A 12,693-nucleotide genomic window follows, 5' to 3' on the forward strand; every position below is an offset into this window, starting at 1 on the left:
TGCTCACCCGCCCGCGCTCCGGGCGCTCAACCGTTCGCCGAGGTGGTCCACTCCGGCAATTCCTGGATTTCCAGCACGGCACAATTCCAGCTGAATCCGATGCCGCTACCGGCCAGCATCACTTTGTCACCCGCGCTCAGTGCGCCGGTCTCCACGAGGTGGTTGAGACCGCCGAACTGATCACCGGCACCGATGTGCCCGACATCCATCCCCCAGTCCCAAGTGGTCTGTGACTCCTCGAGTCCGAAAGCGTCCAGGTAGTCCCACTGCAGCAGGGACCGGCCGATGTTCGGGAACACGAATCGAGAGATGTCGCCGATTTCCAACTCGGCATCGCCGAGAGCGGTCTTTACGACATTAACCAAACCGGCATTCCCGCGCATGGCCACCTCGGCGATGCCGACCCGTTCCATGTACACGTCTTTCCGGGCCCTCAGGTCGAGCGGTAGATCCGTCAGCGAATTCGCCTCGGTGAACTTTCCCCGGTACAGCTCCTCCAGCGTGGAATCCGAGTCCATCGCAGTCGAGAGCACCCGGGCAAACCCCGCGCCGCGGCTGACGACCGCCGCGGAGGCTCCGTCCGCGAGGATCAGCCACTTTTCGGTGCGGTAGCGGTCGTAGGTCGGCGGGCCGAACTTGTCAGCGGTCGTCACCAATGCGGCGCGGCCCTCACAGGTAGCGAGATATGACATGGCGAGAACGAGTCCGGCCAGGCCGCCGTTGGACGCCTGCCTCAGTTCGATAGCCGGGGCCCGACCGCCCACCGCCTCGTTCTGGATGTAGTAGGCGGGTGTCCAGTGGTCGATGCCCTGGTGATGGAAACTCGCATGCAGGAGCAGCGAGATGTCCTCACCGTCACTGCCCGACCGCTGCATTGCGGACCGGGCCGCCTGCACCGCCATTTCGGCCGCCGACTCGTCGGCGGCCACACAAACGGACCGATAGCCGCTCTTCTCCTGTTCCTCAGCGTCATAGCGGCCATCAGCCACCGCGAGTGCGGTGCTGTCTCTTCCGGGCAGGCACACTCCGGTCGAGGCTATGTACATATCGTTCCAGCGCATGGCTACGAGTACTTACCTTTCGCTCTTCGGTTGTGCCGAGAAAGAGATCCCGACTCTGAAGATCATCGGGTATGGAGTCTGCGCATTCAAGAGCTGTGTATCCCGGAAGGTCCGGCAACGTGAATTTGACAAGTCACACCGGCATTGCAACTGACGGCCGCACTGCCGGTCCCATGAGCGCGCCTCCCGAGCCCGGCGTGCAGGCGGCCGGCTGGTGTGCCCAAAAGGCGGTTCGCTGATTCAGCTGCAGACCCGTCGGCCGCGAGGTGGAAATCCGGCAACGGCCCGTTCCGCGCCGGCTCTCCGCCCCCTCCGAGGGTGAGGGCGATGAGGAGGAAGAGGAGAAGGTCACGCTGGGTGCGGAGCGCATCGAGTTCAAGGGGCGCGGGCGACGGCCCCGGCGGCTTCATCGCCGGGCGATGAGGTGGTCCGGGCATCAACCGGTAGCGGCCTTCGGCGCGTTGGCATGGGCAGCAGTCGGCGGAAGTGCCGACCATCACCCACCTCAGCCGGCCGCTGGCGGTGTGTTTGGCGAGGAGCTCGTCCAGGTCACGCTCGAAGAACGGCGCCTTGCCCGAGCTCAGGGTGTGGACCTTGTCGATGCCCAAGTCCATGCCCAGGACCTCATGGCTGAGCACCTGTTGGGTGTGGACTCCAGGGTGATCCCGCACCCGAACGTGCCATCCCCGGCGGACCCGAGCAGCAGAATGTCGGCGTCTTCTACCAGGTTCGTGTCACCGGAGGCCAGTTGCGGCCGGGGCCGAACGGCGAAGTCGCTGAGTCCGTTCGGACTCCGGCCTTGCCCTGGCTCAGACGCTTCCGGCGACCGGCCACGTCGTCGCCGTCCGGTCGGCGGCCTGATCCAGCACTGAGGCGCTGTCAAGGCCCTGCTCTGCCGAAGCTACGGCGACCGCTTCGCGTCCCGGACGTGGCCGGGCCGGACGACGATGGCGACGGTGGCACTGACGCTTGAGTGTCTACCTGGATTCGACCTGCCCGAGCGGGTCGGGGCCGGAGGCCAGCGCGTCACGCGCGGTCTGCCAGGCGGAGTCCTCGGGGTAGAGCTCGCTGCGCAGGTAGGCCCAGGTGAGCCGCGCGACCGCGGCGACCCGCTCGGGGTTCTCGTCCGTGGTCTCGGCGACGTCGTATCCGGAGACCCCGCCGAGCCCGTGCTCCGCGTCGAACAGGGTGAGCAGCGACTTGGGGCCTGGAGAGAGGGTGTACGGATCGGCGTGCCAGTCCGCGCCGGCGACCGTGAGGAAGGCGGAGTCGTCCTTGTCGCCGGCGACCACGAGCGTGGGGGTCGTCATGGTGGAGAAGTCCGTGGTCAGGAAGAACGAGTAGTTCTCGATGGTGAAGGCGGTGAGGGCGTCACCGCCCCGGCCGGGCGCGGCGAGCAGCACACCTGCCTTGATGCGGGGCTCGGCCAGGTCCACCTCGGTTCCGTCGTGCGGATCGGTGAGGCGGGCGCCCAGCAGCAGGCTCGCGGTGTGCCCGCCCATCGAGTGTCCGGCCACCGCGACCCGGCTGTGGTCGAGGCGCCCGAGGAGCTGCGGGACGGCGGCCTCGATCACGTCGAGCTGGTCGATGATGCGCGTCATGTCCTCGGCCCGGGTGCGCCAGTGCGGTACAGCCTCGGGCTGGTCGGGGTCCAGGCTGAGCGTCCTGGAGTCCAGATGGGTCGGCTGGATCACGACGAAGCCGTGTGCCGCCCAGAAGTTCGCCAGCGGGGCGTAGCCGTTCAGCGAGGAGAGGTTGTTGGAGAAGCCGAGGCCGTGCGAGAGGAGGATGACCGGCAGCTCGCTCCCCGTCACCGGGGCGGAGACACGCACCTGCAGGTCCACGGCTCGGCCGGGAGCCGGCAGCACCACCGGGCTGACCGAGAGGACGGGTGTGGGCGAGCTGAGGGTGTCGGCTGCGTAAGCGGGATTACTCATGAGGGGTGTGCCTTTCGATGGCCCCTGCCGGCGGTCGTGTAGGGCCTGCCGCAGGTAAGGCGAAGCGCCCGCCGTCAGCTACCCTGAAAGCGGATCGTTGTTCCATTTAAGATACGGAACACTGATCCGTTTCGTCAACGGCCACTGGAAGGAGTGCGTGGTGCCCACTGCAGGCCAGCCCAAAGGGGCGTCTGCTCGCAGCAAGCGGGCGGACGCGGTGCGCAACCAGCGGACGCTGCTCGACGCCGCCGCGGAGGTGTTCGTGTCCTCGGGGGTCGATGCGCCGATCCGGGAGATCGCGGCGCGGGCGGGCGTCGGACTGGGGACGCTCTACCGCCACTTCCCGACCCGGGCGGACCTCGTCACCGCCGTCTACCGCCACCAGATCGAGGCGTGCGCCGAGGCCGGCCCGAACCTCCTGGCCGACGCGCCCTCCCCGTTCGACGCACTGCGCCAGTGGATCGACCTCTTCGTCGACTTCCTGATCACCAAGCACGGGCTCGCGGACGCCCTGCAGTCCGACAGCGACCGCTTCGCCGCCCTGCACACCCACTTCCTCGACCGCCTCATGCCTGTCTGCGCCCAACTCCTCGACGCCGCAGCCGACGCCGGTGACATCGCGCCCGGCATCCAGCCCTACGAACTCATGCGCGGCATCGGCAACCTCTGCATCGGACGGGACACCGACCCCCGCTACGACCCCCGCCGACTGATTGAACTGCTACTCCAAGGACTGCGCCGACAGCACTCACCCGGCGCCGACGACACGCACTGACCCGCTCCCCGGCAGGCGATCTCTCTCGCAAACGTCCTACTGCTACCGCTGAGGGGTGCCCAGGCTGTCGTATTGTCCCGCCGAGTCGCGTGGCGGCCGGCCTCAGTCGTCCGTCTCACCTGGTGGGTGAGGGGACCGTCGGGCGTGTCGTGCCCGAGCGATTCGCGGCCGATGTAGGGAGGTCCCCAGGGCTCGGGATCGATCGCGTAGCGGCCCCGCGGAACGGTGGAAGGTGCCTGGCGTGTCTCCTTGTCCCGGTCGCGCTGGTCGTCGGAGACGGCAGGGATGGCGGCAAGTTCGGCCAGCTCCGGCGTGATCGCAGTGCCGCACTTGGAACAGAGGAAGACGGTCATCCCCTCGTTGTAGTCCTCAGGGCGGCGGCTTCGCATCCTCGTTTCGCTGCTCGGAGTCGATGCGCGCGACGACACCGCGGAAGTCGGGCATGCCAAGGTGGACGGTGGGGCGCCGGGCCGCGAAGTCGCGCATGGTGCCGAGCTTCTGCTCTGCGGCGGTGAGGCTGGCCTCGATCGCGGCGACCTCGCCGATCGAGTCCGATCTCCTGGCTCGCCGGACTCGTGCCGAGCAGGAGGGCTGGCTCGGAGAGATCGGGGACATCGGCCTCACCCTCACCTTCCTCCGTCAGAAAGGCGCAGAGAGCCAGCGGCTCGCTCGCATCGCGCCGGTCAGCCTCGGCATGCCGCGTCTCCGGTCTGCGGAGAGCGACCGGTGATCAGAACTCGTCGATCACACGTCGGCAAGGATCGCGGCTCTCAGCCGGGCGTACTCGTCGACAGCAGCGGGCACATCGTCGAAGTAGTCGTCCCAGAAGCCGGCGCGCTGCCATTCACGCGGCGCCAAGGTCAGTCTGCCGTCCTCCAGTGCTGCGACCCAGCAGCTCGGCATTCGACTGCTCACGACCGTGAACATCGCTGCGTCCCACAGCCCTGGGCTGTCCCGGTACTCCGTGGTGTCGAGCAGCTCAGGAATGCGGAGCAGCACTCGGTTCGCGGTGGTGAGGACTTCCAGCACCGGGTACTCCGCTCCGACACGGATGGAAGGGTGGTCGGTCACGACCTCTCCGGTCGCCGGGCTGGTGATGTGAGTGCAGCGGACGATCATGCGGGCAGCCTATGCAGGCACGAGGCCTGCTCGGCTCGTCGAGTTGCAAAGTGCAGAGAAGGAAGCGGAACCAGGCCAGCAGCTCGTACGCGTACGAGCGGAGCGAGGCTGGACTGTCGTCGTCGGCGAGCATCGAGCAGGAACTCGCCGACCGCCGCCACCTCGATCCCGTCCCGGTCGAGCAGTCGGAGCAGGCACACGCTCGACGCGTGACGTGTGCTCGGTGGTCAACGCAGGGCGCTCTCCATATCGACCCGGTGATCAGAGGCCCACTGATACGCCTCCTGCACCTCTGTCACTGCCCCCGCATCGCGGAGACGGACCATTGAGGGGTTTCCAGAGTCCGCAGCAGCTTCGATGCCACGCCAGCACCTGTCCTGCCACCACAAGATCACGGAAACGAGATCACTCCGTTCGACCAGCCCATAGCTGTCAGCGATCAGCCTCAACCGTCGCGCAGTGTGGGCCGTATCTCCGACGCCTGGCCCAAGTCCGAGATATTGCCAACATACGTGGGCGACGTCATGAATGCGCCCACCCGGCGCAGCCAAGTCCCAGTCGATAAAGGCCACTGGGCGCAAGGCGCCGCTCACGGGCCGATAGACGGTGTTCTTGGGCGAGAGGTCGTTGTGACATACGACCTCGTGTGATCCGGCCAGTTCCGTGCCTGCCGTCAGGTCGTGAAACTCCCGCACGAGCTGAGCAACCCGCACCAGACTTTCGTCGGAGCACACGGCCGGCGGCTGTTGCGGCTCCCAGGCCACGTGCCCTTCGAGGTAGGTGAGCACTTCGCGCCCCTCCTCGTCGATGCCGCGGTAGCGCGGTGCACCGGTCCATCCGCTGGTCTCGAATGTCTTCAGCAAGTGGCCGATGAACCCGGTCCTGGCCGACGCGGGGCGGCGCACGGTGGACCCGACACGCACAACGTGGTTGTCCAACCCACCAGGCAAGGACGACTCAGTCATCCCTCCATCGTGCGGTGTTGGTGATCACCGCGTCGTGACTGAGTGGTCCATCTGGCGGGACTCGTCGACTGATGCGTTCATGAAGCCCGCTTCGGGTCAGGTCGTCTCGGTCAGTCCGGTGGGGACTTGCCACTCGTAGCGGCGGCCCCTGTTGGTCAGCCGTAGGCCGTTCTTGAATACGGCCAGCCCCAGTTCGCTTGCTGCCTTTGCGACGAGGGGAACGGTGTCACCGGTCTTCCCGTAGCCGAAGTTCATCACGGAACCGGCCTGGAGTGCGGTCTTGGTGAAGTCCGCCGCCGGGACCTTGACCAGGTCGGCGGCCGGGTCTCCGATCAGGTGCCGGATCAGGGTCGGCCCGGCACCGGCGAAGGCCGGGCCGGGCAGCACCTCACGGATGAAGTCGAGGATCGCCTTGGTCAGGGCGATGCCGGCCTCCGAGGACCTCTGCTGGCGCCGGAGGATGGTGTCGAAAAGCTCCGCGCCGTCGTCGAAGGTGGACGGGTTCAGCTGGTTGTCGACGCCCAGGACGTGCCCGACGACCCGCCAGACGTGGAAGAACGCGTCGCGGTCCTCGCGCGGGAGGTCGACGCCCAGCCGTGCCAGACCGCGGGGGATGACGACCGAGAAGCTCATCAGCGTCCCGGCCAGATCCTCCTGGTTGACCGGCAGTCCCCAGGACCCGTTCCAGTCGCCCTGGCGGCCGACGTGGTACCGCATGGTGGCGTGCAGCAGACGGATCTTCTGCGCCGAGCGCAGACCGTGTCCCTGGGGCCCCAGTCCTCCGTCGTCGAGGACGTCGACGACGAACTGCGAGGTCTCCATCAGCCGCCGGTACACCCCCGAGGTCAGCCGCTGCGAACGCGCCAGCACCTCGGCCCCGTCACCGCAGCCGTAGCACAGCGGGAGGGAGCCGCACAGCAGCGTCGAGACGACCAGCGCCTCGTAGCGGCCCAGCAGTGCGCGACCGCGCTCGATCAGCTCAGGATCGGCCCACTCGGGCAGTACCGAGCTGAGCTCGAAGTAGTGCTGGAGGCGGGGCGGCAGGCCGGTGGGCAGCGCCTGGCTGTTCTTGCCGAAGCCGTGCAGCGCCTGTCGTACCGCTTCCTGCCGGCCCAGCTCGTAGGTCTCGTTGATCGCGGCGTCGCCCGCCGCATCCCCGGTGCCCCGCATCCGGTCCAGCACCTCGTCCGTCCACACACTGGCGGGCATTCCTGCCTCCTCGAAGTAGGTCATGGGCAACGCCCACCTCTACCAGCCCACGGGGTTCTTCAGCGGGAACGTCACCCGCGTGAGGAGAGGGTGGTGGCGGACCGCGACTTCTGCTCAGATCCAGTGGCGACGCCTGGACGGAAGGGTCGGGCCGCCGTCGCCGCTCGCGCGCTGACGTCTCCGGGAAATTTCAGGAAAAGCGTCAGGCTCAGAGCGCGTGTCACTACTCTGCCCGCCAACTGAATTGCTAAGGCTCGCCTGCTCAAGCGCTATCTCGCCAAGTGCACCGTCACACGCGTATCCGCAGGGCTCAGCGGGCAAATCGAAAATCTTGAATCGAACTTAAGGGCGTATGCAAAGGGTGTGGCTGTCAAGATCGACTCTCTCGCAGGAACTGGTGGATGCGCAGCTGGAGCTGCACCGAGTCAGGTCCAACGGTGGAGCCGGGTACGGGAACTCCCCGAATGCCTGGTCGCCACCTGCGACCCCCGGTCGATGGCCGGGGTGACGTGGGAGAGGTACCGATTGCAGGCTGCAGTATCGGCGTGCCTGCCTGGTGAAACGGACGGCGTGCGCACTCTTGCCTGTGATCGCCCGGGACCGTGCCGCCGCCTCTTCCCGCCGCAATCGCCTGAGTTCACGGTGGGCGTGGCCGCCCTCGGCTCGACCGGCACCGGATGCAGGGCCCACACCAGCCAGGGCGGGGCCCGCGGTCATGCAGCCGGGATCAGCAGGAGACTTCGGGCGACCAGATGACGTGACTGTCGGAGGGGCGGATCCACCAGGCGGCGCCGTACTTGTAGCCTGCGGGGCATTTGAGGGCCTTGGCGGGGTGGTAGGACATCTTCAGCGGGGAGCTCTTGGTGAACTGGCGGATGTCCTTGACGCGCTGGTTTCCGCTGCTGTTCGTGAAGGTGATGCCGAACTCGCCGGTGCGCTTTGAGCCGAGGTCGTGCCGGTCAGTACCAGGGCGGCGGAGGCGACGGCGGCAGCGGCTATCTTGCCGATGTTCTTCAAGAAGTAGTCCTTCGCGAAATGGACTTCCCCTCCGCGGAAGCACCCGCAGAGGGGGGTGATCGCGTGCATGGCGGAGCTTACGGACCTCCCACCTGCACAATCAAGATCCATTCAACAGATTGTCAACTTCTGGATCGCTGGGTCAGTGGCAGGAGGAGTTGCGCGCCTCGATGACCGTCGCCGGCCGTGGCGCCTCAACGTTCGTGACCTGGCCGGACAATGCCCATGCCGCAAGGAGAACTGCGGCATCAGCCCCGGGCTACGCCGAACGGCGGACCGCATTCGCGTCCCGCGCCCGGACGGCGGGCAGCGGCGGGATCGGGCTGGGCAAGAAGACCTCCTGCGGTGCGGCTTGTTCTCGGGGGGTGTGATGTACGCGAGACCTGTGTCCGGCCTCGCCTGGGTGATTTGTCGCTAACGTTCCGCCGTGACCTCTCTCTCGGAAGCAGCGAAACGGGCCACGGTGCGCGCGGTGGCCGTCGCGGCGGTGGCGTTGGCGGTATCCGCCATGGCGCCGTCGGCCGTCGTCGGACATGACCGCACTGCGACCACCGCCACGTCGGCCGACCATGTGCGCCCTTGCCCTCACGAACCATTGCGGGATCTGTACGGGTCGGAGAACCGCACGATGCGCACCCAACGACGGGTGGTGGCGCTCACGTTCAACGCCGCCTGGGATGTTGGGGGCATCGCCAGGGTGCTCGGAGTGCTACGCCGATACCACGCCCCTGCCACCTTCTTCCTCACGGGCGACTTCGCCGACCGCCACTCCGCAGCCGCCCGAGCGATCGCGAAGGCCGGGTACGGCATCGGCAACCACTCCTACAGCCACCCGCACTTCGAGACCCTGAAACCCGGCCGGCGCGCGGCAGAGGTTCTCAGGGCTGACCATGCCATCCGCGCCGCCACCGGCACCGCTCCGCTGCCGTTCTTCCGCTTTCCCTATGGCGATACCACCCCACAGCAGATCGCCGAAGTGAACGCCCTGGGGTTCGCAGACATCGAATGGACCACTGACACCAAGGGCTATCTCGGCCCGGCAGGAGGTATGACCGTGCCGAAGGTCATCCAGCGGGCACTGGACGCCCTGCGGCCCGGCGAGATCATCCAGATGCACGTGGGCTTCCACGGCCAGGACACCGTCCTCGACGCCGACGCCCTCCCGCAACTCATCGACACCCTCCACGCCCACGGATACCAGATCGCCGCCCTGTACTCCCGTATGCGCGTTCGGTTAGGCTTACCTTGCCTGACATGCAGGCGTGCTGGCGTGCGGACGTGCAGGTTCGGGTTCCGGTGCCGCAGGTGGCAACCCATAGGACGGAACGGGCAGAGGCAGGGCACAGGTGAGAGACGGTGACCGGGCTTGTGCGCGTTGTGCGCCCGCTGGGGCGGCACGCCCATGCGGGTTGACGGGCGTCCCGGGTTCCGGCCCGGAGCTTGGGACGAGGCATCGTGGATGAGATCGTGCTCACGGCCGGAGCCCTGTACGTCATCGTCCTGCTGCGCGCCGGAGGGACGTTCGCCGTCGGGTGGCTCGCCGGCGCCGGTGCCCGGCGCAGCAGGTTCGCCGGGCGGATCGCCACGGCGAAGTTCGGGCGCGCCGAGCGGGCGATCCAGCGGTGGGGCGCGCCGGTGGTGGCCGTCTCCTTCCTGGCCGTCGGTTTCCAGACAGCCGCCAACTTCCTCGCGGGCAGCATGCGCATGCCGTTGCCGCGCTACCTGCCCGCCCTGTTCGTGGGCGGAGCGGCCTGGGCGCTGGTCTACGCGACCGTGGGGCTTGGCGTGCTCGACGTGCTGGGAAGGCTCTTCGCCGAGCGGACGGCCCTTGGGGTGTCCGCCGTGGCCGTCCTCCTCCTCGCGGTGTGCGGGGTGGTGGTGTACCGCAGAAAAAGGGCGGCCCTGCGCTCCGGTGACACCGTGGCCGAGGAATCGTGAGCCCGTCCCGCGAGGGCGGGTGCCGCGGCGGGCGAGAAAGTGCAGCAGCAGGCCGACTTGCTTGGCGGGCCGCGGGTGGGTGCCTGGTGACGAGGAGGAGGCCGTGCGCTGGGGCGGTCGTATGGAGGCCGGCGAGCAGGGCCCAGCGCGCTGCGGATGCCGGTGATGGTGACGCGGGTGCAGACACCGGGTCGGCGACGTGCGCGACGATCACCGGTCTGATGAGCGCTCCAGGACAAGGACGCCGTCGGAGTGATCCTGTAGGGCGAGGACGCGTCCCTGACCGAAGCCGCCGTCAGCGAGGACGGTCTCGATCTCGTGCACCAGTCCTGCGCCGACGACACGGGGAAGCCCCGAGGCGCGCCTCAGTGTCGCTAACAGCGGGTTCTGAGCATTGCCATGGAGTACGGACCGAACAAGGGACAGATCCGCGGCCTGGGAATCGTCACCAACGACCAGTCGACCGTGCCGTACGGGGACACCATGGTGGCCGCCCAAGGCGTTGAAGGCTACGCCCGCTAGGCACCCTGTGCGACCGGAGACGATTGCACGTCGTTGGGACGGGCGGCACCCTTGGTGGCGTCTCGGTCGAGTTCGTTCTCCCAGAGGTCCCGTCCGCAGGTCTCACCCGGGGGAACCACCGTGGTCGGGGTCATGGCCACGGACTCCTGGGCGGTTGCGCGCGGCGGGATCGCGAGGCTGTTCCGCCGCCGGGGGCAGATCCCCCCGACTCATCACGGCCAGAACAACGGGCTGCCTGATCGAAGAGACACGCTCAGTGGTTGGCTCCGGACGTCCTTCGGGGGTTGATCACTCCGCTGCACGGTAGAGCCGTTCATGCGCCCAGCTGGTCGACACCTCGACTATTCCGTTCTCCCGGGTTCACCCGGTCACCCGCGACGTGGTCAGGCTGGGCTTCGATCAGGCTTCCCGCCCCGATCGCGAAGTACATGCCGTGCCACCACTGCTCCATCACCAGCGCCCCGATCGCCTCGCCGTAGGGGCGGCGGAAGTCGTTCGCGTACCCGGACCGCATGATCTGTGAGAAGCGGCGGCAGTAGGTGCGGTCCATGTATGTGAGGAAGGCCGAGGGGGAGATTCTGCGCTCCCGGAGGAGCCAGGGGATGATGAACTGTTGCTCGACGGTGGCCATGGGGAGGACGCCGGTCTCCACAGCCGTGCAGACCGCGGTGTGGAGGCTGACCGTACCGGTGTGCCGGATGCTGCCGACGCCGACCGTGAAGGGCAGGCTCCGCCGTGGGACACGTACCCGGAGTGTGCCGGTAGGCGTGATCGGGGTGAGGTCCTGGGCGTAGCAGTCTGCGAGTTGGCCCACCGCGTACAGCTCTCGCTCTTGCGCGGCCTGGCACAGGTCGAAGGTGAGCGCGTAGTAGCGCCACGGGTCCTGGCGGTGGTTCCCCATCTGCCACAGGCAGGTGCCCAGCGTCTCCATGCACGCGGCGTAGCGCTCTGCACGGATGCTGCCCGTGTCCGTCCACTGGGTGTTGAGCATCCACACGGTCCGCTCGTAGCAGTCCAGCAAGTCGTCCATGACCAGCGACCCTCGGGTCAGCGCCAGGACCGACTGGCCGCATTCTTGATGGCGCAGGTCGGGGCCGATGTCGACCCAGTCGTTGGTCAGGCCGGTCAGCATCATGTCGTCTCGTCCTGCGGGGCCGGGGACGAACGACAGGTAGTGCCCGAAAATACCGCTGTCGACCGCTTTGAGGTCACGCCAGTGGTCACGGTCGTGGTAGACCCAGGCGGTGAGGCCCGTCGTGGTCAGGTCGCTGGTATCCGCTTCATCGCGGCGCTTCGTGTCGAAGTAGGCGAGGTCGGCTGCTACATGCGCGCGGCGCGCCTGCAGATCTGCGGGGAGGTCCGGCATGTCCCAGAGTGACAGGATTTCGCGCTTCAGGCGATCTTTCCGGTCCCCGTAGGCGGTGTCGACGTTGTATTCGACGTAGAAGGAGTAGTCGAGAATGGCAAGGTAATCCTGGCGCCAGTCGCCGTAGTCGTCCGACAGCAGGCCCATCCACCAGGAACCCAGCGCGAAGTTCGGGTACGCCGCCACTCCCTGGAGCCCGAACTCCTCCATCACGGCCGTCCACTCCGCAGCATCGCACTGTGACAGCTTCGATTTCGTGGAGCGGCCCGCATTCTCCCCGAGCCGGGCCCGAGCGACCAGCGCTCCCACTGGATCCGCACCCACCACGACCGGCACCAGCCCCACCTGCTCCGATCCGGCCATCCCAGCACCACTTCGACGGATCCTGCGGACCTCGGCGAGCAGAGCCCGCCCGTGCTCGACCATCTCCGCACAACCCTGCATCCATGGCGCGAACTGCTCCCCCCAGGCGGCCGGGTCCTGCGACATGGCCGCGAGTGTCACCTCCGGGTCATAGGCCCACCCACCCTGCCGCCCTGCGCTCCGGGCCGATCCGCGGCGCACCGCGGCGACATGATCTGCCAGGCGCGACCCGGCAGCACGGTGCCGTGTCCACAGCACATCCAACCGCCCGGGCGCCCCGGAACCCACTCCGCTCCGTCCGGCCAACCGGGCCGCCGAAGTACCAAGCCACGTCGGAGCAAACCTGTCCGTCTCTGCGCCCCTTCCCACCCGGCCACGTCCGGCATGGACACGTTCCGATACGGGGGCCAGGACACCGCGG

12 protein-coding genes are annotated in these 12,693 nt (G+C 67.7%); 4 read left to right on the forward strand and 8 right to left on the reverse strand.

Features of this window, described 5'->3' with window-relative positions; translation table 11 throughout:
• Positions 1-26: 26 nt before the first annotated feature.
• Together ADL29_RS28355 and ADL29_RS28365 are read right to left on the reverse strand one after the other, a co-directional pair.
• On the reverse strand, positions 27-1,061 hold the full coding sequence (locus ADL29_RS28355; protein ID WP_063788555.1) for a ketoacyl-ACP synthase III family protein: 1,035 nt from the start codon (positions 1,059-1,061) through the stop codon (positions 27-29).
• Between the two features lie 977 nt (positions 1,062-2,038).
• A complete protein-coding gene (locus ADL29_RS28365) occupies positions 2,039-2,998 on the reverse strand; it encodes an alpha/beta hydrolase family protein (protein ID WP_053926427.1) in 960 nt (319 codons plus the stop codon).
• A gap of 160 nt (positions 2,999-3,158) precedes the next feature.
• Between ADL29_RS28365 and ADL29_RS28370 the strand changes: the two genes are divergently transcribed.
• Positions 3,159-3,773 (forward strand): TetR/AcrR family transcriptional regulator, encoded by a 615-nt coding sequence (locus ADL29_RS28370; protein WP_053926428.1) that lies wholly within the window; start codon positions 3,159-3,161, stop codon positions 3,771-3,773.
• A 369-nt stretch (positions 3,774-4,142) separates the two neighbouring features.
• Here the strand turns inward: ADL29_RS28370 and ADL29_RS28375 are convergent, their stop codons facing one another.
• The 4 genes from ADL29_RS28375 to ADL29_RS28395 form a co-directional block, all read right to left on the reverse strand.
• Positions 4,143-4,388 (reverse strand): hypothetical protein, encoded by a 246-nt coding sequence (locus tag ADL29_RS28375; RefSeq protein ID WP_211274404.1) that lies wholly within the window; start codon positions 4,386-4,388, stop codon positions 4,143-4,145.
• A 129-nt stretch (positions 4,389-4,517) separates the two neighbouring features.
• Positions 4,518-4,892, reverse strand: a complete 375-nt coding sequence (locus tag ADL29_RS28385) for a hypothetical protein (RefSeq protein ID WP_053926429.1) — start codon at positions 4,890-4,892, stop codon at positions 4,518-4,520.
• A gap of 227 nt (positions 4,893-5,119) precedes the next feature.
• Positions 5,120-5,857, reverse strand: a complete 738-nt coding sequence (locus tag ADL29_RS28390) for a phosphotransferase (protein ID WP_053926430.1) — start codon at positions 5,855-5,857, stop codon at positions 5,120-5,122.
• Between the two features lie 96 nt (positions 5,858-5,953).
• On the reverse strand, positions 5,954-7,066 hold the full coding sequence (locus ADL29_RS28395; protein ID WP_078971355.1) for an oxygenase MpaB family protein: 1,113 nt from the start codon (positions 7,064-7,066) through the stop codon (positions 5,954-5,956).
• Positions 7,067-8,555: 1,489 nt separating this feature from the next.
• Between ADL29_RS28395 and ADL29_RS28400 the strand changes: the two genes are divergently transcribed.
• The 3 genes from ADL29_RS28400 (at position 8,556) to ADL29_RS46125 (ending at position 10,543) form a co-directional block, all read left to right on the forward strand.
• A complete protein-coding gene (locus tag ADL29_RS28400; protein WP_063788556.1) occupies positions 8,556-9,443 on the forward strand; it encodes a polysaccharide deacetylase family protein in 888 nt (295 codons plus the stop codon).
• Between the two features lie 95 nt (positions 9,444-9,538).
• Positions 9,539-10,021: a DedA family protein gene (locus tag ADL29_RS28405; RefSeq protein ID WP_053926432.1), complete on the forward strand. Its 483-nt coding sequence runs from the start codon at positions 9,539-9,541 to the stop codon at positions 10,019-10,021.
• A gap of 399 nt (positions 10,022-10,420) precedes the next feature.
• Positions 10,421-10,543: a hypothetical protein gene (locus ADL29_RS46125; protein WP_281181974.1), complete on the forward strand. Its 123-nt coding sequence runs from the start codon at positions 10,421-10,423 to the stop codon at positions 10,541-10,543.
• Here the strand turns inward: ADL29_RS46125 and ADL29_RS43720 are convergent.
• Both ADL29_RS43720 and ADL29_RS28410 read right to left on the reverse strand, forming a co-directional pair.
• Positions 10,540-10,677 carry a hypothetical protein gene (locus tag ADL29_RS43720; protein WP_157878593.1) on the reverse strand — a complete coding sequence of 46 codons (138 nt, stop codon included), beginning with the start codon at positions 10,675-10,677 and terminating at the stop codon, positions 10,540-10,542. The genes ADL29_RS46125 and ADL29_RS43720 overlap by 4 nt on opposite strands.
• 179 nt (positions 10,678-10,856) lie before the next feature.
• Positions 10,857-12,398, reverse strand: a complete 1,542-nt coding sequence (locus ADL29_RS28410; RefSeq protein ID WP_245689671.1) for a hypothetical protein — start codon at positions 12,396-12,398, stop codon at positions 10,857-10,859.
• Between the last annotated feature and the right edge of the window lie 295 nt (positions 12,399-12,693).

The sequence above is a fragment of the Streptomyces chattanoogensis genome (assembly GCF_001294335.1).
In the GTDB taxonomy this organism is placed as follows: domain Bacteria; phylum Actinomycetota; class Actinomycetes; order Streptomycetales; family Streptomycetaceae; genus Streptomyces; species Streptomyces chattanoogensis.

Excerpts from the sequence above, each read along its gene's own strand:
- ADL29_RS28355 (WP_063788555.1), bottom strand. The coding sequence starts at position 1,061 with ATGCGCTGGAACGATATGTACATAGCCTCGACCGGAGTGTGCCTGCCC.
- ADL29_RS28365 (WP_053926427.1), bottom strand. The coding sequence starts at position 2,998 with ATGAGTAATCCCGCTTACGCAGCCGACACCCTCAGCTCGCCCACACCC.
- ADL29_RS28375 (WP_211274404.1), bottom strand. The coding sequence starts at position 4,388 with ATGTCCCCGATCTCTCCGAGCCAGCCCTCCTGCTCGGCACGAGTCCGG.
- ADL29_RS28385 (WP_053926429.1), bottom strand. The coding sequence starts at position 4,892 with ATGATCGTCCGCTGCACTCACATCACCAGCCCGGCGACCGGAGAGGTC.
- ADL29_RS28390 (WP_053926430.1), bottom strand. The coding sequence starts at position 5,857 with ATGACTGAGTCGTCCTTGCCTGGTGGGTTGGACAACCACGTTGTGCGT.
- ADL29_RS28395 (WP_078971355.1), bottom strand. The coding sequence starts at position 7,066 with ATGCCCGCCAGTGTGTGGACGGACGAGGTGCTGGACCGGATGCGGGGC.
- ADL29_RS46125 (WP_281181974.1), top strand. The coding sequence starts at position 10,421 with ATGGAGTACGGACCGAACAAGGGACAGATCCGCGGCCTGGGAATCGTC.
- ADL29_RS43720 (WP_157878593.1), bottom strand. The coding sequence starts at position 10,677 with ATGACCCCGACCACGGTGGTTCCCCCGGGTGAGACCTGCGGACGGGAC.
- ADL29_RS28410 (WP_245689671.1), bottom strand. The coding sequence starts at position 12,398 with ATGTCGCAGGACCCGGCCGCCTGGGGGGAGCAGTTCGCGCCATGGATG.